Raw genomic sequence first — 24,057 nt, 5'->3', positions numbered from 1 at the left:
GGGGAGGCCGCCGACCACAACGACGCAGACGTCGCCTTCGTGACGAACATGATTCCGTATCACCAGCAGGCCATTGACATGTCAGCTCTCGTCGCGGACCGCTCGGCCGACGCCGACGTGCAGCAGCTGGCCTCGGACATATCGGCCGCACAGCAACCCGAGATCGAGACATTGAAGGTCCTGCTGGTGCAATGGAACTCGAACTCCGAGTCAAGCCCCGCTAGGGCGCCCGCCGGCAACGGCGGAATGCCAGGCATGGTCGACGAGGCCACGATAGCCCGACTTACTTCTTTGGAGGGCAGCGAGTTCGATCAGCTGTGGCTGCAGTCGATGGTCGGGCATCACCAGGGAGCCATCGAGATGGCAAATGCCGAAGTAGCGAACGGCGCCAACGTCGACGCCAAGGCGATTGCCCAGAACAGCGTCAATGCGCAGCAGACCGAGATCGACCGGATGAACCAATTGCTCGCAGGCTAGACACATTGCCAGGAGCTGACCACGCCGAGACTGCGGGCAGATCGACTTATTCGACGGAATCGCGATCTCTCCGCAGTTTCGTCGCGCCATCGGCCGCCCAGGTGACGTGTATGGGAATATCGTCGGTCCACGGCTGGCCCGTCACCATGTCGGCGACGTTCACGTAACCCCGCTCGAATTCCCCTGTCGCTGCGTCGACCAGGCGGTACTCCTGCCGTTGCCGGTGAAACGGTTGCGCATCGAGCAGGATGACACGCACCTCGTCCGGCTCGAAGTGGCAACGCTCCTGCATCGCGGTGATCAGTTGCTCGTTGTGCATGTGGCCGTCGCCGAAATTCCACCCGACCGCAGTGCTGCACAGTCGCTCTCCCTCTGTGATCAGGTAGTCGTCCTGATTGCGCTCCGCCAACGCGTGATGCACGAGGGTCAGCAGGGCTTTACCGTGAGAGTTGAACCCGCGGAAGGCGTATCCCTTGTACAGAAAGATCAGCGCCTGCTCCTCGCTGCCGTAGAACTTCGCGAGCTGGGAGGCGGGCATGCTTGCGATCGAGACCAGACCGCGCTCGATCTTCTCGTTGGCTGACGGCTTGATGCACCACCACGAGGTGTCCCAGTTGCCTGCGTAGTACCGCATACCCGGCAGGAATGAGATCTTGCGCGGAAAGAGGTTGCCCAGCACGACGATCGTGGCGAGCAGTGCGAAGAGCAGCACGGGAAGCGGAGTGGTCAGATCCGACAGTCCCACCTCGGCTTGCCCGACGAACAACGCCAGCACCGAGAACATCATGAACACATTCCATTCCAGCGGCACGCCCATCGGGATCGCGGACAGGATGCCGAAATGGAAGCAGAGCATCACGAACGCCGCGATCGCCGTCGGCCAACCGCCGTGGGAGAACAACAGCGCCAACGGGACCAACATCTCGATCGCGGTACTGAAGTGGGCGATGAACCGCGATACCCGCCCGGGACGCAGATCGTCGGGGAACTTCTCGAAGAACTTCCGTTTCAGCCACTTGGTTCGAATCAACGGGTTGTTCGACATCATCGTCGAGATCACAAACGGGAAGTGCTTGTTGAGTTTCGACGTCGCGGCCCCCATCCAGATCGCGACGCACACCAGCTTGGCGGCGATGATCAGGTCGACCCCGAAGCCGGCGAACAGAAACGCCACCGCGAACGATCCGTACACCTCGCCGCGGGCGGCCAGGAAGATCACCTTGTCCCGCAGGCCGAGCACCGCCAGCAGCCCCAGAATCGTGCAGATCTGCCAGAGCGGCAGCACACCGATCGTCGTACCGAGAGCCGGAACCGGTCCTGTGCCGTCGGAGAACAGCGCGACGAGCAGCATCACCAACAGCGCCCCATACAGGACCACATCCACCGGCGTGCGGGCGGTGCCTTTCGTCAGCGGTACCCGGCTCGGCCATGGCGGCAGCCGAATGGTGTTGGGCCGCAACCAGTACAAGATCGACCCCAACGGCGGGAAGAATCGATTGTTCAGCGGCCCGAACCCGCAGCCGAGCCCGACCACCTCGAACAGCATGGTGTAGAGCACGACCTTCTCGAACACGATCGGCTCGGTCCACCACTGCGCGATGTCGGCGAAGCCGTCGACGCCCTTGGTGGCGAGCGCGAACAGCCAGCCGCCGAGGATGTAGAGCAGGATCTTCAAGACATAGAACAGGTGCATGACGACAGGGGTGCCGAAGCCGACCTCGGCCCAGTGCCTGGCCATCGGGCGGATCTTCTCGGAGCGAGTTCCTTTACTCCACTCGGCGAAGTCGACGACGGGCATATCGGGCTGAAGGAATCCCATGGCCACCCAGACTAGAACGTGTTCTAGCCTCGCGGCCAGACTTCGCCGATCAGACCGCTGCCCAACCTTCATTCACGCTGATCGTCGCGACGACTTCCTCCGTCATCCTGACAGTGCGGCGTCGAGCCGGGCGACATATTCGTCGACGTCTCCGATCGCCGACTCGGCGGCATGCACGCTGACAGCGACGGTGCCCCCGATGCCGTGCACACCGTGGGCAAGTCCCATCATCGGCGACAACGCCGGGTAGCCGGCGGTGACCACCACCGGTGCACCGCCGAAGTGCAGGTCCGCCGGTCCCCGGTTGACGCTGGAGACGACGGTGTTTCCCGTCACCGTTGGCGACCGCACGGTCGGGTCGAAATGTGCGACGCCCCAGCGCAGTAGCGGCGCAGGCGTGACGGCGAACGCCCGGTTCGCCGCTTGCATCGCCGGATGCTGAGCGCGCCGACGGCGGTCGGCGAGGTCGGCCGCGACCCGTGTCGCCCGTTCTGAGAAGCTCAGCTCCGGATACAGACCGACGCCGACGTTGCCGAAATGGTTATTCGCCTCGCGGACAACAGTTTTGGCCATCGGCACCTCGGCAGCCAGCGTCGACGGGTCGTCGCCGAGCCCACGCAGGTGAGCCGACAGCGCCGTGGATACCGCGCACAACACGCCGACCGTCACCGTCGGGCCCGGCAGGCCCTCGCGGTGCCGGACCAGGGTGCGCACGCTGCGCACGCCCGACGGCCGGGTGTTGCTCCGCAACGCAGGTCGCGGCGCCGCCTCCGCGGGCACCAAGCCCATTGCGGTGTCGCGGACAAGTTGGCGGTACGTCCGTGCGGCGAGCAGGCTGCGCCACGGAAGTTTGACGCCGCGCAGCCACGGCGTTGTGATCGGCGCGATGTCGACGGCGCGGCCGAACAACCGCGCGGCCATCGCCGACGAACGCGCGCCGTCGGCCAGTACATGCGAGATTTGCAGGACAGCGACCGTTCCCGGGCCTGCGGCCCCGGGCACACCGTCAATCGACGGGAAGATGTGCAACCGCCACGCACCCACCCGTGGATCGAGGTGGTGATCGCCGAGCCTGCGCACCGCGTCCAGGCAGCCCGTCCAGCTGTTGTCATCGAGGTGATGGACCGTGAACTGACCGGCGTCGACGTCGATGCTCGCCCACGCAGGATAGGTCAATGCGTTGCCGTCCAGAATACGCAGACGAAGCTCCGCGCAAGCATCGGCGCGGCAACGGATTTCTTCGACCGCCTGATCGAGATCGGCTGGCTTCCCATCGAACCCGTACACCAGGAGCTGGTCGTTGGGCATCTTCGCCGACAGCCAGTACGTCTGCGCATCGACCGCTGCAAGCCGGTGCACGGGCATGTCCCCTGTCAGACTTGTCCGACGAAGTCGACAATGTGGCGCGCCACCGCAGCCGGCTGCTCGAGCTGCAGGAAGTGGCCCGCGCCCTCGACGACGAAGACGTCCCCGCCAGGTGGCAGAACTCGCTGCACCCAGGCGACGTAATCCGCTGCCATGCAACCGTCGTCGTCACCATGCAGGTAAAGGGTCGGAAGGATGGGCGGCTTCAGGAACAAGCGATGGAGATCCGCGTACTCGGTAGGCGGTGTGGTACCCCGGAAGTTCTGCCGGTACATGCTGATCGCACCGCGCCAGTTCTGCGGTCCGCCGATGGCATCCTCGACGAGTCGGACATCCTGCGCCTCATCGTAGCCCGGTGACCACTGCCGCCACAGCATGGGAACCACACGCGATGCGGAAAGCTCGGGAAGCCAGGGCAATTGGAAGTACATGATGTACCAGCTGCGCAACAACTGCCGCGGGATCTGCGCCACCAGCCGGAGCTGATCGGGCGCGCGGCCCCACGGTTGAAACGCGGCGAAAGGCGGCACCGACATGATCACCGACTTGGCGAACGGGCTGTCAGGCATCGCCGCGAGTCCGGCGGTGGTCATCGCACCCCAGTCGTGGCCAATCACCACGTCGCGTCCCGTCGGTCCGGCCGCCTCCAACACCTGTAGCGCGTCCTCCATCAGCGCACCGACGTGATAGCTGTCGTCGGCGGGGATCGACGATGGTGCATATCCCCGCATGAACGGCGCCACCACACGCCAGCCCGCGTCGACGAGCAGCGGCGTGAGCTTTCGCCATCCCCAGGCGGTATCGGGAAAGCCGTGCAAACACAACGCGATCGGAGCGTCGGGCGGCCCCCAGGTCAATGCGCGAAGCTGCACCGATGAGGTAGCGACGTCAGTCCAGTGGGGATCGCTCACGACTGTGGGCTAGACCGGGTCGAACTTGGAGATCAGCCACCGATCGCCAACCTTCTCCAAGGTGATACGCACGCTGGATGCGGTGTCGGTAGGCACGCCGTTGCCGACGCTCACCGTCTGATCGACGAACACGAGGACCACCGCACGGCCGGGATTGGCCGATACCGACGCGGCCGCAGGCACCTTGGCAACCGCCGATATCTGCTTCTGCTTGGCACCCGGGATGACGACATTGTTGATCAGGTCGGTGTACTGATCGCGAAAGTCGCCGGTGAGCAGGTCGCGCGCCCCCGTCAGCTGCTTGTCGACAGTGTCGGGTTTGTACGACAACAGAGCGACCGTGCTGTCCATGGCTGCCTGCACCGACTCGGTGCGGGCATGGTCGCTTTGGCGCACCGCCGAGTCCTGAAACTTCAGGAATGCGGCGCCCAACGCCAGCAGAAACGCCAGGGTGGGAAGCAGAGCGAAGGCGCTGACGCGCCGCCAGTTGATTTTCCGCCGCGGCTTTGCAGGTTCGCCCCCTCTCGTCGACTCGTCGGCGGGGTCCGCCGACTCATCGGTGGCTACTATCGCCGTGTCGGTGTCCGACGGCGTGTCCGAGTCGTCCGTCGTCGTCTTCTCGCCGGACTCTTCATCGACCGTCACGGTGGCCTGTTCCTCCGCGGCGTTGCCTTTCGGGGTATCGGTCACGGCACAAACTCCACATTGCTCACCTTGGCTTGGTCACCCATCTTCTGCACTGTGATGCGCATCCGCCACGACCGCGGATCCTGCTCGGCAGCACCGGCGTTCGACGTTTTAACCGTCACCGCGACGAGGACCGCAGCGTTGTCTCCGGACTCGGACTCCACACCTGCCTCGGTGATGTTGCCGACGGACTTGGACTTCGCCTGCTTGACGACTTGCACGAACGGCGCCGAACGGGCCTGGAAATCGTCATAGAAGGAGCCGGTCGCCGAGTCGAGGATGCGTTGCACGTCGGAGTCGGCGTGCTCGAAGTCAATGGTGGTGAGGTTGAGCGCGCCCTGCCGGCCCACCTGGAGGAAGAGGTTGCGCTCGTCGGCGGCCTTGCGCGACTCGTACGCGCGGTAACCGAGCCACCCGGTCAACCCGGCCAGGGCGACCACCGCCGCCAAACCAATGATGGTCGCCAGCCGCACGGGCGACATCCGGGGCCGAGCCGGCTTGCTTTCGACATCATCGTCGTCGGCGTCGGCATCGGCGTCTGTCTCGGATTCCGGTTTCGCCGCCGTCGGCTCCACCTCGGCGTCTGTCGCCTCAGCGTCCGTCGTCTCGTCGGTCGTCACGTCAGCGACAGTCGTCTCGGCGTCTGTCGGATCCGTCGCGCCCCCGTCGGGGTCGACGCCGTGCTTAGCCATTCCTTGCTCCTCCGCGGCTCTGCGAGCCAATTGGCCTGTGTATACACCAGCGCATCCGGTCCAACCTACGTGGCCCGGCTTGGATGTAGCTGATGGGGCACTACCACCTGCGGTGTTCGCGCCGGTATCCTGGCCAAACCGATAAATAGTTTACGGTTTGGCGTCTACCGGCCGGGAGGAGACCAGGTGCGCATCATCGTCACTGGCGGAAACAGCGGAGTCGGTAAGGCAACGGCGGCGGCCATGGCAGCTGCGGGCCACCACGTGGTGATCGCATGCCGAACCCCGGGCAAGGGCAAGGAGGCCGCGGCAGCCATGTCCGGACACGTCGAGATCGCCGAGCTGGACCTCGCGGACCTGACCAGCGTTCGGAAGTTCGCTGATTCAGTGGACTTCGTGGACGTTCTGGTCAACAACGCCGGGGTCCTCGGTCTACCACTGACCCGGACGGCCGACGGCTTCGAGGCCCACATGGGTACTAATCACCTCGGCCATTTCGCGCTGACCTGCCTGCTCGGAGATCGCGTACGTGATCGGGTCGTCGCGGTCGCCAGCAGCAACCACGCGTTGGCCAAGATGCACTTCGATGACCTCAACTGGCACCAGCGCCGCTACAACCCTTGGTCGGCCTACGGGGAGTCCAAGCTGGCGAACGTACTTTTCGTGCAGGAGCTGGCCCGCCGCGGCCGGATCGCCTACGCGTCTGATCCCGGAATGACGGCCACCGACATCACCCGCGACGGCTCCGGGCTGCTGCAGTGGGCGGGCAGGGCGTTGTCGCCTCGCATCGCCCAGACTCCCGCGCAGGGGGCCCGGTCGACTATCCGGGCGGTGACCACCGACCTGCCCAACGGTACGTACATCGCACCGCGGGGCCTTTTTCACCAGTGGGGCAAGCCGAAGCCGGTGAAGCTCGCCGCGAAGGCGCGTAATCCGCAGAGCGCGCGCAGGCTGTGGGAGCTGTCCGCCGAACTGACCGGATGCGATTGGCAGGGAGTGGGCGCATGACGACTGATTCGACATACCGCAGACCTCAGACCCGCCTGGCGCCCACTCCGACGCCGGAGTCGATGGCGTTCTGGACGGGCGGGCGCAACGGGGAGTTGCTGATCAACCGCTGCCACGATTGCGGGCATTTCTTCCATCCACCCGGGCCGGCGTGCTGGCGCTGTCGAAGCACCGACGTTGCGCCGGAGCCGGTGTCCGGCAGGGGCACCGTCGCCGCCTACACCGTCAATCGGCAGCCGTGGATACCCGGACTCGACCCGCCCTACATCGTGGCGATGGTCGAGCTCGCCGACGAGCCCGACGTCCGGCTCATCACCAATGTCGTCGATGTGTCCTCAGACGACATTCGCGTTGGCCTGCCCGTGGAGGTCTTCTTCGAAGACTGGACCACGGTTTCAGGCGAAGAGGACAGCCGGGTGTGGCTGCCCTTGTTCCGCCCAGTCGCGCCGGGCTGACCCACACCCTCGAACGAACCACCAATCGTGGCAGTCAGCTGCCACGAGGCGACGTCGTGGAGTTCTGTCCCGCCGCGCGGAACCTCGTTCCTGCACATCCGCGCGATCGGTGATTCACCGTGCTGGCCGATGTTACTGTGACAGTCAACTGACATATTCTGACGCTTGACAAGGAAAAGCATGGCCGGGTCTGTATCGAACGTGACACTGAACTCCCCCACGGATTTGACTGCCGACGTGCTGACGTCTCTACTGCGGCGAAATCATCCTGAAGTCACCGTAACCGATGTCCGGCTTCGCAAGTCCTGGCAGGGAACCACCTCGCACCTACACCTCGACGTCGACTACGCCGATTCCCAGACCGTGCTGCCTCGGCAACTGTTTGTGAAGACACAGTTGGGGACTGTGCACGACCTGCCGGCAGCCGTAGACGAATCGCTGTCTGCGGGTGGCGGCGGCACGGTGCTTCTGGACGACGAGACGACGTTCTACCGCGATCTGCGTGACGATCTCGACGTCGAAACCATGACGACGTTTTTTGCCGAGCATCTCGACGGTCCGTCACAGTTTCTGATCGTCGCGGAGGACATCACGCTACGCGGCGCAGAAGTGCCCGACGCAGTCGCCGGCTTGTCCGTCGAACAAGTCGACCAGTTGCTGGCGACACTGAGCCGAACGCATGCCCCGTTCTGGGGAAGTTCACGCTTGAAGGACGGGGGGGACCTGTCGTGGTTGCAGAACCCGGTGACGGGCCGATTCGCCGAATTCTTGCGAAGCGACGGATTCGCGATCATTCGCGCATTCCTCGAATTGCCGTACAAGAAAGAACTCCTCGGTTCCGCGGGCGCCGATATCGACACGATGGAAGCGGCGTTCTGGGCGCTGCAGGACCTGGTGGCTGCCGAACCGGTCACATTGCTTCACGGCGATCCCCACCCCCGAAACACATATGTGCTGCCCGACGGAACGATCGGTCTGGTCGACTGGCAACTGGTGCGGCAGGGCTCGTGGGTGCACGACGTCGGTTACGCGTTGATCGGAGCATTGCCGCCCGCCTTGCGCCGCGACCACGAACGCGAACTGCTCGACAACTACCGCGGACGTCTGATCGACAGCGGTGTCGACGCGCCGCCGGACCGCGAGGAGATGTGGAACGCCTACCGGCAAAGCCCGGCATGGGGCTTCTGCATGTGGGCCATCACGCCCGACCAGATGTACTCCGTGGAGATCGTGCGCGCAGTGCTCGGACGCTTCGCCGAGGCCTACTCGGACCTCGGCACTGGCGCGCTACTCACTTCTTGACCCACCTGACTGCTGATTGTCGCTCATCGCGCGGCGGAGTCTGTCAACGCCGATCGCTCGAGGTAGGCGTGACCCAACTCGTCCGCCCACTGCACCTGCGCCCAACTGACCGTGTAGGCCCGTACCGGGTCCGTGACTCCGTAGGGAAGACCGTCCGCCATCGAGAGCCACATCGATGACCGCACGGTGCAGGCGATCTCGTCCTCCCCGCCGAGCGCGAACGAATACGTCTCGCCGTGGCGAGTCCCTGTTGCGGGCGGCGGCACCGATGTGATGTCGACGTGGCGCAGGGCTCCGTCATCGACCACGTACGCGCCCTCGAGCGTGGTGTGTCCGTCGCGGGCCCAGTACCGGCATAGTCCGAAGGCACGTCCACTTGGCAACACCCCGCCGGTGATCACGTGCCCGCCCCAATCCTTGAGCGTGTCGGCACCGCGCGGTCCCCGCGAATGATCTCGCCAGCCGACACCGTTGAAGTCGATGCTCACCCCGTCGACGACCAGTTGACCCGTCACCCGGGTGAGTTGTTCGTAATGCTCTCGCGCCCAAGTCTGCTCAGCCATGCCCTGGCCCGCTGTCGCGGCGTCCCACACGGGCGTCACGCACTCGACAAGGAGGTCCATGCGTACATGACTTTTCGACCCGTCCGCCAGCGGGCCTGTCCGCATCTGCTCGTAGGACGAGCGTAGGCAGAAGCCGTCGAACGTTATCCGCCACTTGTGAAATGGTTCCTCGCAGTGGAACTCGAGATTTGCGCCCGCCGGCTGGCGCTCTGCGACGGTGCGGTGATAGGCCCACATGCTCAGTACGCCCTGATCCTCAGGGAGCCCGATGAGAACGCGGTCCTCCCACATCTCCCACTTGTCTGCGACGGTGCCAAGGTGCAGCCACATGCCGATGTCGTTGACCGGGTCGTATGGGGTGAACAGCAGGTTCTCGGTCCATGCTGGGATGTCGGGGCATGTCTGCACCGTGCGTTCATTGTCCGCGCTCAACCCCGAGGACAATTGCCTGATCGCGCTGCTCATCGAAGGTCCCTCCTATAGGGCCGAACGGGCCAGTACGGCAACCTCTCCGGTCGTACCGTTGACACGTACTACGTCGCCGGTGCGCAGCACCTTGGTGCCGTTGCCGGTCCCGACGACGCAGCTGATACCCAGTTCACGCGCCACGATCGCGCCGTGGCTGGCCGGACTGCCGATATCGGTGACCAGCGCTCCCGCGAGCGACACCAGTGCCGTCCAGCCAGGGTCGACGAACTTGCACACCAGCACCTCGCCGTCGTCGAGCACGTCGTCGGCGTCGGCATCCAGTACGACCCGCACGGTGCCCTCGACGACGCCGGGCCCGGCGGGCATTCCCCGAACGCTCCGATCGTCCACACCTGCGGTGGTGTCCACCTCGATGGGCACGGGCATGCCCACGAAGGACACCGGGATTTCAAGTGCCCGATACTCCTCGCGCCGTTGCCTGCGGAACTCGACGATCTCGCCCGCGTTGTCCGGAAGGGGTCCCAGCAGCTCCGTGGTGGTGAGGTAGAAGGCGTAGTCGGCGGACTCGAGCTTGCCTGCCCCGACCAGCTCTCGGCCCAGTGCGCTCGCGGCCGCTCGGGTGCCGTCGATCGCGGTGAGGAAGCCGGCCTTGGTGAGCTCCATCGACCGGACCTGATATCCCGTGAACTTCAGCAGCCCGCGAAGCGCAACCTGGCGAGGCGTGGACAATCCGGCCAGCAGATCGGATTCCGCCTGCTTACGGGCCGCCACCGTGCGCTCCGCACGCGCCAGGGGCCGTTCGGCCTCCGGGCGGCCTGCATGGACAGCAGCGATCCGTTCGACTGCCTCGGGATCCTCCCGCCACGAATGCCCGATGACGTTGCCCTCGTTGGGGCCGTGAAATCCATGCCGCTCAACGAACTCCGCCACCGAGAGACGCGCCTGCCCCACCAACCACACGTCATCGGCGAGGCCGGTCTCGATGACACCGCCGTACCCGGCGAGCAACGTCGGCGCCAGATCGGTGCGTCCGAGTCGCGCAGTTATCGATTCGACTTGAGCGCGAAGCATATTGAGGATCATGCGGGTGCGAACGTGGACCCGCATGACCTGGGTGAAGCGGCGGATGGAGTCGGTCAGCAGGGCCCTGGGATCCGCCGGATCGCCTGGCAGCACCTGGGTACGCCACCAGTTCATCTGATCGTCGTACGCATGCTGTGGAGCCCAGCGCTGCCGTATCGCGGCCAGCGGCGCCTTCACCGCCACGAACGGAATCCGGAGCGGATCGCTCTTGGTCGGGGTGGCGTCGGCGCGAACCGAACCCAACAGGTCGCGTTCGAAGTCGTCACCGGTGGTGCCGGGGAGCAGCCCTGCCAGCTCGCGTGCGCGGTCGACGTTCATCGCCTGCCTGCCGTAGAAGCACGCCGTCGCCCACTGGTTCGGGTCCTCGGGCACCACGAGCGCGGAGCGAGGCAGTACGCCGAAATCGTAGATGCCTTCGCGGCTGGCACATTCGACCCCACTACCCCACAGCGACCAGCACAGTGGCGAGAGGATGTCGGGGGTGGCCTCACCGACGTTGGTCAGTGTCCACATTCGGTCCGGCTCGCTGCACCCCCGAATTGGGTCGGTCAAGCCGGCATGCGTACTGTCGTCGGCCATTGTCCTCCTGTACGCAGATGACAGTTCACTGTCACGTTCACCCTGATTCTGGCATGCCTGGTCATCAAGCGCGCCGATTTGGCTTCGACGGCGCGATCGGTAGGTAAGTGTGACAGTTAACTGTCATACTGTACTTGGTCGACGGCCACGTGTCCCCGCCAGCGGCCCGCCCAGCGCGTCATCGATCCCGACCCCGGAAGGCCGGCATGAGGTTCAAGCAGGATGCCTAGCTCGATCGGTTCGGCCGCGCGCGGCGATATCTCCAAGCAACAGCACACGAACCGGACCTCGATTGCGCTGCTCGACGGCAGTTGTTCGTTGTCCAGAGAAGAGTTGGGCAATAAGGCCCACGGCATCAACCTGATGCGGTGGCTCGGCCTGCCGGTGCCACCGGCGTTCTGCCTCACAACGGATGTGTGCGCTGCGTTCCTGAGCGGCGATCGACGCGCACTGGACCCTGTCTGGCCCGGCGTGTTGGAGAGCCTCGGGTGGCTGGAGCGCGAGACATCGCGCACCTTCGGCCGCGGCAAGCGACCGCTACTGCTCAGCGTGCGTTCGGGGGCGGCACAGTCGATGCCGGGGATGCTCGACACCGTGCTGGACCTCGGCATGAACGACGATGTGCAACACGCGATCGCTTCCAGCGCCACAGCCGAATTCGCGTCCGACACCCGCGGCCGGTTCGACGCCATGTATCGCCGGATCGTGCTCGATTCCGACGAGTCGGCGGACATTCCGGACGACCCATTCCTCCAACTCCGCGGCGCAATCGAAGCGGTGTTCGCTTCGTGGAACAGTCCCCGCGCGACGGCATACCGTGCTCACCGAGGCCTCGACGGTGCCGCAGGCACCGCGGTGGTGATCCAAGCGATGGTTTTCGGGAACCTCGACAGACAATCGGGAACCGGAGTTGTGTTCAGCCGCAATCCGGTCACAGGCGCCGACGAGCCATTGGGTGAATGGCTGCCTTGCGCGCAGGGTGAGGACGTCGTCTCGGGTGCCTACGATTGTCTGCCGCTGGACGCCCTGCGGACTGCGCAGCCGGATGTGTACGGCGAGCTCTTGACTGCGGCGGCCGAGCTCGAACGCTTCGGTCGCGACGTCCAGGACGTCGAGTTCACCGTCGAAGAAGGTCGACTGTGGCTGTTGCAGACCCGTGTCGCGAAGCGCTCTCCACAGGCTGCCGTCCGCCTGGCCTTGACGTTTCGCAGTGCGGGTGTCATCGGAGACATGGAGACGGTGCAGCGAGTCACCCCAGAGCATGTGCGCGCGCTGTTGTCACCGTCGCTGCAACCCGAAATTCGCACCGCCGCTACGTTATTGGCAAGGGGTGTGCCCGCAGGCCCCGGCGTCGCCTCCGGCATGGCGCACACCGATATCGACGATGCGATCGACGCCGCGGACTCGGGCGAGGATGTCATCCTGGTCCGCATCTCGACCAGCCCCGACGACGTCGCGGGGATGCTCGCGGCCAAGGCCGTGGTGACCGAGGTCGGCGGCGCCACGTCCCACGCTGCGGTCGTCAGTCGAGAACTGGGTCTGCCCGCAGTGGTGGGTTGCGGTACCGGCGTTGCCGCGGCGCTCGACGGCCGGTCGGTCACGGTCGACGGCGGCGCGGGTGAGGTCTACGACGGTGTGTTGAAGGTGGCAGCGTGGTCGGAAAGAGACAGCCCGGAGTTGGTCGAGTTGACCGCGATCGCCCTTCGCGTGTCTCCGCTACGGGCGCACGCCGCCGGTGCTCATCCGATGCTTGCGGCGACAACCACGGCTGCGGTGCGTGAAGCGGTCGGCACTGGGCTCAGTGACGTCGTCAGCGACGATCCCCTGATCGCCATGCTCACCGCAGTCGCACTCGCAGAAAGGCCCGACGATGGATGAACTGGCGCTGTTGCAGGCCGTCCGGCTGAAGGGCCGGGTGAGGCCCGCGGACCTGGCCGCGACGCTCGAGCAGGAAGAAGACGCCGTCGGCGCGGCTGTTGAGGATCTGGCAGGAGCGGGACTACTGGTGCGCGGCACGGCGGTTCGGTTGACACCCGAGGGCAGGGAGCGGTTGGCCGAATTGCTCGCAGAGGAGCGCCGCGGGATCGACGGCCCGGCCATCGCGCGGATCTACCACGAGTTTCGCCCGGTGAACCGGGCACTCAAGGCGCTGGTCTCCGACTGGCAGATCCGCGACGGCGGACCGAACGACCATTCGGACGCGGACTATGACGCGGCGGTACTGGCCCGGCTCGAACGCGTGCACGAGGCGATCCTGGCGATTTTGGCCTCGGCCTCCGAACAGCTTCCGCGGCTGGACGCATACACGGCCAAACTGTCGACGGCCATGGGCAAGATCCGGGCCGGCGACCCGACGTGGTTCGCCCGACCTGTCGTCGACTCGTACCACACGGTGTGGTTCGAGCTACACGAGGAACTGATCGGGGCAGCGGGACTGACCCGTGAGGACGAGGAGGGCGCGGGCCACGCGGAGTAGCGGCCCGTAGTGCGCAGGCAGTTTAAGCGGAGTCCTTGAGGACGAATTCGGGGATCCGATAACCGCTTTCCCCCAAGTCGACGATGCGCAGTTCGACACGTTGTCCGATTCGGACGTCGGCGGGGTCACAGTCGAGGACGGCGTTGATCCGCAGACCCGGCTGCTCGTCAAGTTCGATCAGTCCGACCACGTACGGCGGCACGCGGCCCGGCACCAGAGCCTGGCGGACCACGATGAAACTGAACACGGTGCCCTCACCACTGACTTCCTCGAAGTGCACGGGGCCACCGGTGAACCGGCTGCGCTCCAGCGGCGGATGTATCCACTTGCCGGTGTCATCGCACCGGCACAGCATCAACTTGCCGTTCTTGAGACCTTCCCAGTACGGCGCGGTGTCGGGGTCGGGAACCGGAATCGGCGGCGTCAGTAGAGCATCGGTCATGGCTTCTCCCTGCTGTAGACGTTGGCACCGCCGAACGGACCGCCGCCGGCGGTGACAAGTGCCAGTTGCGCGTTGTCGACCTGCCGGACCCCGGCCGCGTGCCGCAGTTGCAGCGCCGCTTCGTAGTGGTGGTTCAGGCCGTGGATGTATCCCTCCGACAGCAGGCCGCCGTGGGGGTTGACCACGACGTCGCCGCCGTAGGTGGCACGGCCCGTGGAGAAGAACTTCCCCACTTCGCCCTTCTCGCAGAACCCGAATCCCTCCATGGTCGCCATCACGGTGTAGGTGAAGCAGTCGTACATGCACGCGACGTCCATGTCGGCCGGCGTCAGTCCCGTGTTCGCCCAGATCTTCGGACCGGCTGTGCGCGAGAACATTTCGGTCGGATCGTCCCACGACGTCCATCCGGCGCCGCCTTGCGAGTTCGACGATCCGACCAGCCACATCGGCGGTTGCTTGCAGTCGCGGGCGATGTCCTCCCCGGTGATCAGGATTGCCACGGCGCCGTCGACCTCCGAGGTGCAGTCCAGTACCCGGAAGGGCTCGTTGATCCACCGGGCGGCCAGATAGTCGTCCATGGACAGCGGTTCCCGACGCAGCGCGTGCTCGTTAGGGCCGGCATGCGCGCGCTGCTGGATCGCGATCTGGCCGAGATCTTCACTGGTGGACCCATACTCGTGCTGGTGCCTGCGCGCCCACATCGCGAACCACTGAGGCGGGACCATGAACCCCGACGCGGTGTCGAACTGATCGTGGTGTTGCACCTGCATCGGGCCCTCGATGTGGCCGAACCGGTACCCGGAGCGACCGTTGAGTGAGCGGTACACCAGGACCGCCTTGCACATGCCCGCCTCGATGACGGCTGCTGCCGTCGCGATCTGGTCGGCGACCAGGTTGCCGCCGCCGTACATGGCGTTGGCCCAGGACAGTTCATCGGTGCCGAGCGCCCATCCGACGAAGATCGGCTGCTCGGAATCGTTGGCCATGTACGTGCAGATGCCGTCGATGTCACCGGCGGTCAGTCCGGCGTCCGCGATCGCATCCCGGCACGCGGACACCGCCATCGCGCGTGTCGTGCGCCCTGAATTTCGCGAATAGGTGGTGCGGCCGATTCCTACAACGGCACAGGTCATTCCGATTCTCCGATCTACTTCGGCATGGGCTCTCGAGGCAGGCCCAGGATGCGCTCCCCGATGAGATTCCTGACGACTTCCGAGGTTCCGCCCGCGATGGTCAGGCACCGGCTGAACAGGTAGTCATGCAGCACCTCCGGGTCGTCTCCGTTCAGCAGGCCGGGTCCGGCGATGCTCAGCGCGAGCTCTGCGACCCGCTGGGCGTGTTCAGCGCCGAACAGTTTGGCGATGTTGCCCTCTATTCCCGGGCCGGTATCGAACACCGCGCGAGCAGCCTGCCGCAGGTTCAGCGCGGCCGCCGCATACGACTCGATCAGCAGCGCGCCGACGTCGCGCGCCAGCCCGCCGTCGCCGGACCGGTAACGAGCCAGCAGTTCGAGCAACGCATCGGCGGCCATCGTCACCGATCCGCCGCCGATCGACACGCGTTCATTGCCGAGTGTCGCCATCGCGACTGTCCAGCCGGCGTTGACGGGACCGACCACGTCGCGGTCGGGCACGAAGGCTTCATCGAAGAACACTTCGTTGAACAATGTCTCGCCGGTGATCTCCTTCAGCGGGCGAACCTGAACGCCCGGATTGGCGAGGTCGATGATCATCGCGGTGATGCCCCTGTGCTTGCGCGCATCCGGATCGGTCCGCACGGTCGCCAGGCCGCGTTGACAATTCATCGCGTCGCTTGTCCACACCTTTTGTCCGGTGACCGACCAGCCGCCGTCAACTTTCTTCGCCCTGGTAGCCACTGCCGCGGCATCCGAACCTGCGCCCGGCTCACTGAACAACTGGCACCAGCGCAGCTCGCCCTCGAGGCTGGGCCACATCAAGCGTTCGATCTGCTCGTCGCTGCCGTGCTGCAGCAGCGTCGGCACTACCCATTCGCCCAAGCCGAGACTCGGCTTTTCGACGCCGTCGAAGACCTCCTCGATGATCAGCTGCTCGACGGAGTCGGCGTTGCGCCCGTATGGTTTCGGCCAATGCGGTTGAAGGTAACCGCTACGGGCCCACAGCTTCTGCTGTCCGTCGGTGTCCGTGCGGTCAAGCTCGGCACGGAATTCCTCTGCGGCGCTGCGATACTCATCTGCCTCCGGGGGCAGGTCGACCGAGTGGCGGCGACGCTGTCCATCCCTTTGCAGTTCGATCACCTTGTCCCGCAACGTCTCCTGCCCACCGGTGAATGCGAGCAACACCGTCGCCCGCCTGACGTAGAGGTGGGCGTCGTGTTCCCAGGTGTAGCCGATGCCGCCGTGGATCTGCACATTCTGCAGCGCTACTCGCTGATAGGCCGGTAGCACGTGCCCCGCCGCCATCGTCGCAGCCAGTTCGGCCTCTTCTCGGCTGGCACGCGCGGCGTCCCAGGCAACGGCCACCGCCAGTTCGGTCTCGACAAGCATGTTCGCGCAGTGGTGCTTGACCGCCTGGAACGAACCGATCGGACGGCCGAACTGTTCCCGTGTTGCCGCGTAAACCGTTGCCATCTCGGTGCATGCGGCAAGACCGCCGACCGCTTCCGCACTGGCCAGCAGTCGGACGATCCGGGCAGCGCACCCGGCGGCACCGGGAAAGACATCGGCTACCGGTGCCGACGCCAGACCCAACACCGTGATCGGTCGCATGATCTGGTCCACCGAGTCGACACTTCGGGTCGAGACGGCATCGGCCGCCTCGACAAGCACCAAATCGTCGCCAACCGGCACCAGGAAGACGTCTGCGGCGGGTTCCGACAGCGAGGGTATGGCACCGGCATTCACGACCGACTCCGATTGTGTCGCATCGCTTGTCGTCGCGATCCCTGCCACAGTGTCGCCGGATACCAGGCCCGGCAGCCACCGCTTGCGCTGCTCATCGGTGCCGGCCTCGGCGATCACCGACGACACTGCGACCGTGGGCAGGAACGGGCCGCCGATGGCCGCCCGGCCTAGTTGCTCGAGCACGATCGTCAACTCCGGGAGTCCGTACCCCTCGCCACCGAACTGCGCATCGATGTGCAGGCCGAGCCAGCCGGTGGACACGATCTCCTTCCACAGGCCGTCGTCATGCCACCATCGGCCCTCCAACTGCGGCTCGAGCAGGATGCGGCGGGCTCCCGCCGTGCCGGAGCGGCCGGCCACCATCGCCTTGGCTACCTCGGCGAGTGCCTGGTGGTCTTCCGTTATCGCCAAGGGCATTGGCAACGCTCCGTTCTGGTCGGGTCCGTCACCACGGGGTGCCGAACTGTTCGCGATACGTCACCGAGGTGGCCGGACGACGACGGGGCGGCGAGAGCTTCCTCGCCGATTTGCCGAGATATACCGCGGCCATAGGCGACAACGTGTCGGGCAACTGCAGCTTGTCGCGAACCCGGTCGACACCGAATGTGGTGAGCCCGGTCGTCAGACAGGACGCGTAACCCAGGTCGGCTGCGGCGAGCAGCAGGTTCTGCACGGCCGGGTAGATCGAGGACGGCGCGTAGATCTCCGGCACCCGTTCGCTGTCGGCGCAGACCACGACGATTACCGGTGCCGCCGCGAATCCGCCTCGGCTGAAACCGTATTCGAGATCAGCCACCAGCACTTTGTCGTCGAGGCTCTGTCGGACGAAGTCGCCGCCGCCCGCATTCCACGTCTCGGTCCACCATTCGGCCAGCTGTGCTCTGGTCTCTTCGTTTCGCACCACGACGAACGACCACGGTTGGGAGTTCTCGGCGCTCGGGGCGTGAACGGCGGACTCCAGCATCAGCTCGAGGTCGGCGTCCAGTACCTTGCCGTCAGGGTCGAAACGACGACACGCACGCTGCGCATGCATGACGGCAAGCAGTTCCCCCACTACGACCCCGCCGCCACGCGGTCGCCTCGCGGTTTCCAGCCATTCAACGCGATGGTGCCCAGGTCAAGCCATTCGCCCAGCGACATGGCGCCGGACATGACGCGCTTGAGGAATTCCCCCATGACGACGTCGGGGTCGTTGTCTAGCTCGTAGATGACCATGTAGCGGTGTGTCGGCGGCGGAAGCTGGGCAGGCAGGTCGGGATCGTCGGTAGGCGGCAGGTCCACGATGTCGTATCGCTGTGCCGATACAACCCCGGGTACGTCGAGGACCTCGGGTACGTGCTGGGTGTCGTACCACTTGTTGAACGCGTCGTCCTCACCCTCGATCGGGTTGGTCAGCGCAATGAAGAGGTTGGGGGCCATGGGCGACACGCCTTTCACGTCGGATGTTACCAACGACATTATGACAGTCCACTGTCATAGTCAACGTCGGTGGTCAGCGCATTGACGAGTGGCAGTCGACTGCCATAGTCTTTCGCTCCAAGAATCCTGGCCGAACCTGGAAGGCACATAATGCGATTCGCTGTATACCTGCCCAACTGCATGCATGTCGCAGCAATCACCCAACCGTGGGAGCACGGCCTGGCCGGCCAGGACATCGCGCTGACCGCCCAGACCGCCGAACGCCTCGGGTACTCGATGGTGTTCCTGCCCGAGCACTTCTTGACGCCAACCAGCCACGTCGAGCTGTCCGGCGACCACTACCTGGACGCCACCACGGCCCAGGCGTTCGTGGCAGGCGCCACGTCGACGATCAGCATCGGTTCGATGGTGACGATCCTGCCGTTGCACAACCCCGTCATCGCGGCCAAATCGATCTCGACATTGGACTGGCTCAGCGGCGGACGCGCACAGGTCACCGTCGGCGTGGGTTGGCTGAAGGAGGAATACGACGCGATCGGCATCCCATTCTCGAAGCGCGGCCGTATCGCCGATGAGTCACTGGCCGCGATGTTCGAGCTTTGGCACAGCGACACACCGAGTTTCGACGGCGAGTTCGTGAAGTTCGACGACGTCGCGTTCGGCCCCAAGCCGATTCGCAAACCGCATCCTGTCATCTGGATGGGCGGCGACGCCGACGCGGTATTGCGGCGTGCCGCCCGCTTCGGGGATGGCTGGGCGCCTTGGCTGACCAAGCCGGAGGAGCTGCCCGCGAAGATGGACTACCTGCGTTCCCAGCCCGGGTTCGACGACCGCCCGTTCTCGCTGTTCTACAGCCTCGCCGTGCTGTCCATCGGTCAGGAGCACGTCAAGGTCGACGACCCGAACGCACAGTTCGGCCAGAGCGCTCAGCAGGTGATCGACAACTGCAACATGCTGGCCGAACTCGGCGTCACCGACACCTGGGTCAACCCGCCGCCCCTCGACGACTTCAACGCCTACCTGGACCACATGGCCTGGGTCGCCGAAGAGGTCATCCCGAAAGTCGGTTGACCGCCTTCCCTATGACGGCTTGAACGTCAGCGGGACCGATGTGAGGCCCATTGTCCCCGTGGGCCACGGCATCTGCGGTTCGTTGCCGTCGGCAAGCGTGTACTCAGGGATGCGCTTGTGCCACTCCTCGAGGATGAGCCGCAGTTCCAGCCGCGCGAGGTGCGACCCCAGGCACCGATGCGGGCCCCGCCCGAAGGCGAAATGGACTGCCTTGCTGTCCAAATGAATGTTGTCGGCGTCCTCATAGCGTCTCGGGTCGCGATCGGCGCTGCCGTAGCTCAACATCACCGTGGTGTCCTTCGGCACCACCACGCCCGCTACCTCGACCTCCTCGGTGGTGACCCGTGGCGCGAACGGCACGGGCCCGTCGACGCGCAGCAGATCCTCGATGAAAGCGGGAATCAGGCTGTGGTCCTGGCTGATCCGCTGACGTAGTTCGTCATCGCCTGCCAGTTTCGCCAAAGCGAAGCCCACCGCGGAGGTAACCGTATCGAGACCGGCGAGCACGAACATGAAACACAGTCCGAGGATCTCGTTGTCCGACATTCCGCCTTCTTCGCTGTTTCGAATCAGCTGGGTGAGCATGTCGGTACCGGTGGTGTCGGCGCGCCGCTCGGCGATGTGTTCGGTGAGGTAGGTGAACAGTTCCAGAGCCTGGGCGAGCACCTCTGGTGTCGCCTCAGCGCTACTCGGGTCGGTGAACTGCAGGATCGAGTCCTTCCACTGCACCAGTCTGTCGCGGTCAGCCATCGGCAGGCCGAACAGTGTGAGGAAGACTTGCGACGGAAACGGTGTGGCGAGGTCGGACACCACATCGCATTCACCCTTGGCCACAATCGCATCGATCAATTCCCCCGCTTGCCTGCGCAACTCCGGCTCGCGCTCGGCCATCTTCTTGGGGCTGAAGAACGGATCCAGCATGCGCCGGAACCGCGTGTGATCCGGTGGGTCGATGGCTATCGGGACAAGCGGAACCGGGCTGCCCAGACGATCGAATGCGCGCGCCGAGGAGAAGACCTCAGGTTTCTTAGCCGCGAACTCGACGGCCGATGCGCTGGTCAGCACGATCTCCTCACCGGAGGTGACCGCCTCGCCCGCTTCGCGCAACTCCCGCCATGCGCGGGAGCGATCCGTGGTGAACGGCAGGTCGTTGATGTTCGCGGCCCCATTCAAGGCTGTCTCGGTCATGTGAGGGAAAGTCCCTTTCCACCGCGAGGTGATTGTAGATCGCAACTTTGACAGTAGACTGTCACAACTGACAAGTATTGTCCGCGCGGCGACAGGTGTCAACGACTGCTACCCATTGTCAGTGGAGGGTATCGTTTCGATCGGCGATGGCCGAGGAGGTTGATCGATGGCGCGGGGCGACCGTTCGCCGCGGAGCGAGCATGCGGACAAGATGCGGACTGCGCTGCTCGAGGCCGCTCTGAATCTGTTCAGCGCCAACGGTTATGAGCAGACCACCACAGATGAGATCGCCGACGCTGCCGGCGTGTCACCGCGAACCTTCTTCCGCTACTTCCCGACCAAGGAATCGGTTCTGTTCTCTGGCGAGTACGGCTTCATCCATGCGTTCAGCGGAGTGTTTCTCGCCCAGGACGACGCGCTTTCCGACTACGAGGCGATGGCCGAATCGTTTGCTCTGCTGGCGCCGGGCTTGAAGCGCATTCGCAAGCGAATTGCGCAGTACCACGAGGCCGTCGCCTCGTCCTACGTCTTGCAGGGCCGTGAACGTCAGAACCACCAGGCCAACACTGACACGGTAGCGAAAGTGATCGCTGAGCGGCGTCGTCTCGCTTCTCCTGATGATGAGTGCAGCTTGCTCGCGGCGATCGGAATGTTGCTGATGGAGCGCGCCATGAGTCAGTGGTTGTCGGCCTCGAATCGCGCGTTCGACGATCTGATACGGCAGGAGTTCGCCGGCTTGCCGTCGGTGTTGAAGTAACAGCCCTACGGCTTTTCGAACAGGGTGCCGTCAGGGCAAGCGCGGGGAGTGTCGGGTCCGCAGTACTGCGTGCGCAGATAGGTCGGATAGGTGTCGGTCGGTCCCGCGTAGAGACCGGCGAGGTTGACCGGCAGGTCATACACGCCGATCGCCACCACGTGGAGGAAACCGGTGACCGCCAGGGCGCGCAGCAGTCCCTTGGCCCGCGGTCCGACCCGGCGCAGCGTCTCCACACCCGCCTCAACGCGGATCTGGCCCTTCCGGTTGCGGAAGAACATCAGCGCTCCGCTGGTACTGAGCACCAGCGACCAAAGAACGGGGCCGTAGAGCGGAATTTGCACGGTCTGCCCGGCCCACAGCGTGACACCGGAAATCGACGCCGGATAGGCGACCAGCCCGTGGTGCACTGCGAAGATCTCGAGCGGAAACTCGATGACGTAGACAGCAAGCCAGCCGCAGCAGAACGTGCGAACGGGTCCCAGTATCGGCCACCGGTGCCGCGCTTGGCCCATGGCCCATTTCGCGACCTTGCCCATGGCGAGCGGCATCCAGATGTAGATCATCCCGATCATCAGCACGGGCTCGGCCATGAACCGGCTGCCCGGGCTCAGCGAGCCGGGGACGTTCTCCATCCAATTGCTGAAGTTGACCAGCCCTGCGTTGTAGAACAGCACCGGTTGAAACCAGTTGATCAGGGGGTCGTGCCACCACGCGATCGCCGACCCGATGACGACGGCGGCCTCGACGCAGAGCTGACGTTCCCGCACGCTCTTGCGGACCACGTAAATGATGGCGACCAGAGCCAGTATCGGGCAGGCGATCTGGAAGACGGTCATAGCGAGCTGAGTGCCGCCGGGGATCGGATCGGGTCCCGGATCCGCCGGAGTCGCATTGCCCGAGACGATCCAGGAGGTGTAGACGTAGGCGGCGAACATTATGCAGACCGCCCCGACGGCCGACCAAAAGAGAACAGGCCGAAGCGTTTTGATCTCTACCCCGGTTGCCGAGGGCGGCGGTGAACCATCGACGCGGACAGGGCTCTTGACGTCGGTCACTGTCAGGTCTCCTCGCGTTGTCCCGATCCTTAAAGATGACAGTTCACTGTCACAGTGTCAACGAGCGAACTCGTCTGACGATACTGTCTACATCAGTATTTCTCCGAACTTAGCCGTATTTTTGCTGGTTACACGGCCTGCAAGCAATCGCAGCCGTTGTTGACTGCCCCACGCATGTTGTCTACATCTGACGGTAATGGCAGACTTCGGGCAGTAACGACGGTCACAGTTTCACCAGCGCACCACTGAGAATCGAGGACGGGTCTTGACAGCCGACGCTCTCCCCAAGGTTTCCACCGACGACCTTCCGATGCCGGAGGCCCGCGACGACGCCTGGCATCAAATGGACGAGCATCCCCTGGTCGAAGTGGAAGACGGTTATGCGGCCACGCATCGCGACGTGGTCGAGCAGATTCTCAAGGACCCCTCGGTGTTCTCGTCGAAGCGGGCGTTCGACGTGCTCGCCAGCCCAGTCCCCATGGTGCCCATAGCATTCGACCCGCCCGAGCAGACGCGCTACCGTCGTATCCTTCAGCCGTTCTTCAGCCCCCGCGTGATCAAGCCCCTCGAACCCGATCTTCGCAAGCAGGTCGGCGAAATCATCGAGCCGATCATTGAGCGCGGAGAGTGCGACTTCATCGCCGAGGTTGCCGCCGTGTTCCCCATCCAGGTGTTTCTCACGCTGTTTGGGCTGCCGTTGAATATGCGCGATCAGTTCATCGTGTGGAAGGACGCCGTTCTCAACCTCAGCGCCGCAGCGGGCCAGACGTCAGTCGACGAAGCGGCCCAAGAAGGCATGCAGAAGGCGCTCGAGCTCTTCACATACCTGTCCGAGCTCATCAAGAAGCGCCGCGGCGACCCAGGAGACGATGTGCTCAGTCAGGTGCTGAGCATCGAACCTCCCGACGCCCTATCCGATGAAGAGGCCATCGGCCTGTGCTTCCTCTTCGTGCTCGCCGGTCTAGACACCGTGATGGATGCCTTGGGATTCGGGATGCAGCGGCTGGCCGAGAATCCGGACAGGCGAAGGGAAATCGTGAACGACCCATCGCTCATCCCCGCCGCAATGGAAGAACTGCTGCGGCTGGATCCGCCTGCGCCCTTCATTCCCCGGGTGACTACCGAGGAGGTGACGGTGGCCGGGCACACGCTGCCCGAAGGCAGCCGAATCACCAGCTACCTGGCCGTGGCGAATCGCGACGAAGGCATGTTTGCCAACCCCTACGAGATCGACTTCCACCGCACTGAGAACCGGCACGTCAGCTTCGGCATGGGCGTGCATCGTTGCCTCGGCTCGCACCTGGCGCGGATGGAGATGCAAGTGCTCTACGAGGAGTGGCACAAGCGAATTCCGGACTATCACATCACGCCGGGCACGACAGCGCGGGTGCACTGGCC

General features: G+C 64.7%; 23 protein-coding genes. 9 read left to right on the top strand and 14 right to left on the bottom strand.

Features of this window, described 5'->3' with window-relative positions:
- The coding region (locus tag QOJ24_RS24195) for a DUF305 domain-containing protein (RefSeq protein WP_526265882.1) at positions 1-477 on the top strand (477 nt) is incomplete at its 5' end.
- Between the two features lie 46 nt (positions 478-523).
- Here QOJ24_RS24195 and QOJ24_RS24190 read toward each other — a convergent pair.
- The 5 genes from QOJ24_RS24190 to QOJ24_RS24170 all read right to left on the bottom strand — a co-directional run bounded on the left by QOJ24_RS24190 (position 524) and on the right by QOJ24_RS24170 (position 5,951).
- Positions 524-2,296 (bottom strand): DUF3556 domain-containing protein, encoded by a 1,773-nt coding sequence (locus tag QOJ24_RS24190; RefSeq protein ID WP_526265881.1) that lies wholly within the window; start codon positions 2,294-2,296, stop codon positions 524-526.
- Positions 2,297-2,398: 102 nt separating this feature from the next.
- Positions 2,399-3,661: a WS/DGAT domain-containing protein gene (locus tag QOJ24_RS24185; RefSeq protein WP_526265880.1), complete on the bottom strand. Its 1,263-nt coding sequence runs from the start codon at positions 3,659-3,661 to the stop codon at positions 2,399-2,401.
- Between the two features lie 8 nt (positions 3,662-3,669).
- Positions 3,670-4,572: an alpha/beta fold hydrolase gene (locus QOJ24_RS24180; protein ID WP_526265879.1), complete on the bottom strand. Its 903-nt coding sequence runs from the start codon at positions 4,570-4,572 to the stop codon at positions 3,670-3,672.
- A 9-nt stretch (positions 4,573-4,581) separates the two neighbouring features.
- Positions 4,582-5,262 (bottom strand): hypothetical protein, encoded by a 681-nt coding sequence (locus QOJ24_RS24175; protein WP_526265878.1) that lies wholly within the window; start codon positions 5,260-5,262, stop codon positions 4,582-4,584.
- Positions 5,259-5,951 (bottom strand): Rv1363c family protein, encoded by a 693-nt coding sequence (locus QOJ24_RS24170; RefSeq protein ID WP_526265877.1) that lies wholly within the window; start codon positions 5,949-5,951, stop codon positions 5,259-5,261. The genes QOJ24_RS24175 and QOJ24_RS24170 overlap by 4 nt, the downstream gene beginning before the upstream one ends.
- Before the next feature lie 186 nt (positions 5,952-6,137).
- Here QOJ24_RS24170 and QOJ24_RS24165 point away from each other — a divergent pair, with 186 nt between their 5' ends.
- From QOJ24_RS24165 to QOJ24_RS24155, 3 genes are all read left to right on the top strand, one after another.
- Positions 6,138-6,959 (top strand): SDR family NAD(P)-dependent oxidoreductase, encoded by an 822-nt coding sequence (locus tag QOJ24_RS24165; protein WP_526265876.1) that lies wholly within the window; start codon positions 6,138-6,140, stop codon positions 6,957-6,959.
- On the top strand, positions 6,956-7,414 hold the full coding sequence (locus QOJ24_RS24160) for a Zn-ribbon domain-containing OB-fold protein (protein ID WP_526265875.1): 459 nt from the start codon (positions 6,956-6,958) through the stop codon (positions 7,412-7,414). The genes QOJ24_RS24165 and QOJ24_RS24160 overlap by 4 nt, the downstream gene beginning before the upstream one ends.
- 180 nt (positions 7,415-7,594) lie before the next feature.
- Positions 7,595-8,716, top strand: a complete 1,122-nt coding sequence (locus QOJ24_RS24155; protein ID WP_526265874.1) for a phosphotransferase — start codon at positions 7,595-7,597, stop codon at positions 8,714-8,716.
- Positions 8,717-8,739: 23 nt separating this feature from the next.
- Here QOJ24_RS24155 and QOJ24_RS24150 read toward each other — a convergent pair whose 3' ends face one another.
- Positions 8,740-9,744 carry a DUF7064 domain-containing protein gene (locus QOJ24_RS24150; protein WP_526265873.1) on the bottom strand — a complete coding sequence of 335 codons (1,005 nt, stop codon included), beginning with the start codon at positions 9,742-9,744 and terminating at the stop codon, positions 8,740-8,742.
- A 12-nt stretch (positions 9,745-9,756) separates the two neighbouring features.
- Entirely contained in the window at positions 9,757-11,370 is a 1,614-nt protein-coding gene (locus QOJ24_RS24145) for a PEP-utilizing enzyme (RefSeq protein WP_526265872.1), read from the bottom strand.
- A 222-nt stretch (positions 11,371-11,592) separates the two neighbouring features.
- On the opposite strand from QOJ24_RS24145, the gene QOJ24_RS24140 reads away from it, so the two are divergent.
- Complete coding sequence (locus QOJ24_RS24140; RefSeq protein WP_526265871.1) at positions 11,593-13,248, top strand: pyruvate, phosphate dikinase; 1,656 nt, start codon at positions 11,593-11,595, stop codon at positions 13,246-13,248.
- Positions 13,241-13,846 (top strand): winged helix DNA-binding protein, encoded by a 606-nt coding sequence (locus QOJ24_RS24135; protein WP_526265870.1) that lies wholly within the window; start codon positions 13,241-13,243, stop codon positions 13,844-13,846. Before QOJ24_RS24140 ends, QOJ24_RS24135 begins: the two co-directional genes overlap by 8 nt.
- A 22-nt stretch (positions 13,847-13,868) precedes the next feature.
- Here QOJ24_RS24135 and QOJ24_RS24130 read toward each other — a convergent pair whose 3' ends face one another.
- From QOJ24_RS24130 to QOJ24_RS24110, 5 genes are read right to left on the bottom strand one after another with little or no spacing between them, the layout of a single operon-like run.
- Entirely contained in the window at positions 13,869-14,288 is a 420-nt protein-coding gene (locus QOJ24_RS24130; protein WP_526265869.1) for a Zn-ribbon domain-containing OB-fold protein, read from the bottom strand.
- Positions 14,285-15,421 (bottom strand): thiolase family protein, encoded by a 1,137-nt coding sequence (locus QOJ24_RS24125; RefSeq protein WP_526265868.1) that lies wholly within the window; start codon positions 15,419-15,421, stop codon positions 14,285-14,287. Before QOJ24_RS24125 ends, QOJ24_RS24130 begins: the two co-directional genes overlap by 4 nt.
- A gap of 14 nt (positions 15,422-15,435) precedes the next feature.
- On the bottom strand, positions 15,436-17,586 hold the full coding sequence (locus QOJ24_RS24120) for an acyl-CoA dehydrogenase family protein (RefSeq protein ID WP_526265867.1): 2,151 nt from the start codon (positions 17,584-17,586) through the stop codon (positions 15,436-15,438).
- A gap of 28 nt (positions 17,587-17,614) precedes the next feature.
- Entirely contained in the window at positions 17,615-18,223 is a 609-nt protein-coding gene (locus tag QOJ24_RS24115; RefSeq protein ID WP_526265866.1) for a nitroreductase family protein, read from the bottom strand.
- Positions 18,223-18,588 carry a hypothetical protein gene (locus tag QOJ24_RS24110; RefSeq protein WP_526265865.1) on the bottom strand — a complete coding sequence of 122 codons (366 nt, stop codon included), beginning with the start codon at positions 18,586-18,588 and terminating at the stop codon, positions 18,223-18,225. The genes QOJ24_RS24115 and QOJ24_RS24110 overlap by 1 nt, the downstream gene beginning before the upstream one ends.
- 150 nt (positions 18,589-18,738) lie before the next feature.
- Here QOJ24_RS24110 and QOJ24_RS24105 point away from each other — a divergent pair, with 150 nt between their 5' ends.
- A complete protein-coding gene (locus QOJ24_RS24105) occupies positions 18,739-19,659 on the top strand; it encodes a TIGR03619 family F420-dependent LLM class oxidoreductase (RefSeq protein WP_526265864.1) in 921 nt (306 codons plus the stop codon).
- A gap of 9 nt (positions 19,660-19,668) precedes the next feature.
- Here QOJ24_RS24105 and QOJ24_RS24100 read toward each other — a convergent pair whose 3' ends face one another.
- Complete coding sequence (locus QOJ24_RS24100) at positions 19,669-20,847, bottom strand: cytochrome P450 (protein ID WP_526265863.1); 1,179 nt, start codon at positions 20,845-20,847, stop codon at positions 19,669-19,671.
- Between the two features lie 166 nt (positions 20,848-21,013).
- Here QOJ24_RS24100 and QOJ24_RS24095 point away from each other — a divergent pair, with 166 nt between their 5' ends.
- Positions 21,014-21,604 carry a TetR/AcrR family transcriptional regulator gene (locus QOJ24_RS24095; RefSeq protein WP_526265862.1) on the top strand — a complete coding sequence of 197 codons (591 nt, stop codon included), beginning with the start codon at positions 21,014-21,016 and terminating at the stop codon, positions 21,602-21,604.
- Between the two features lie 5 nt (positions 21,605-21,609).
- On the opposite strand, the gene QOJ24_RS24090 is transcribed toward QOJ24_RS24095, so the two are convergent.
- On the bottom strand, positions 21,610-22,659 hold the full coding sequence (locus tag QOJ24_RS24090; protein ID WP_526265861.1) for a spirocyclase AveC family protein: 1,050 nt from the start codon (positions 22,657-22,659) through the stop codon (positions 21,610-21,612).
- A gap of 265 nt (positions 22,660-22,924) precedes the next feature.
- Between QOJ24_RS24090 and QOJ24_RS24085 the strand changes: the two genes are divergently transcribed.
- The coding region (locus QOJ24_RS24085) for a cytochrome P450 (protein ID WP_526265860.1) at positions 22,925-24,057 on the top strand (1,133 nt) is incomplete at its 3' end.

Origin of the sequence: Mycobacterium sp., from assembly GCF_032159775.1 — a bacterium.
Classification (GTDB): Bacteria; Actinomycetota; Actinomycetes; order Mycobacteriales; family Mycobacteriaceae; genus Mycobacterium.
This window is presented reverse-complemented; position numbering and strand designations above follow the sequence as displayed.